The following is a 290-nucleotide window of genomic DNA, read 5'->3' as shown; positions in this document are numbered from 1 at the left end:
CGCTCGCCGAGGATCCGGCGGTCGTAGAGGTTGCCGGACGGCGCCGGCACGTACAGCCAGGCCCGCTGCTGGAAGTTCTTGCCCTCGACGGTGGCCGGCACCTCGATGAACTGGTCCGGGTGGCGGCGGGTGTAGCCGGACAGCACCGCGTCCTCGAAGACGCGCTGCGAGAGGATCGCGGCGACCTGGGTGATGCTCTCGCTGGACGCGGCGAGGATGGCGCGGACCGGGCGGGAGTCCAGGAGCCGGTGGGTGTCGTTGCGCGGCGTGCCGTTGCCGTCGCCGGGACC

The 290-nt window shown here is 72.8% G+C and carries 1 pseudogene; it reads right to left on the bottom strand.

Annotated features, from left to right (window positions below):
* Nucleotides 1-290, bottom strand: a pseudogene (locus tag ACSNOK_RS33795) (hypothetical protein); the annotation flags it as partial.

The organism is Streptomyces sp. URMC 126, from assembly GCF_051386555.1.
Classification (GTDB): Bacteria; Actinomycetota; Actinomycetes; order Streptomycetales; family Streptomycetaceae; genus Streptomyces.
Note: the sequence above shows the minus strand (reverse complement) of the source record. Positions and strands in the feature narration are given on the sequence as shown.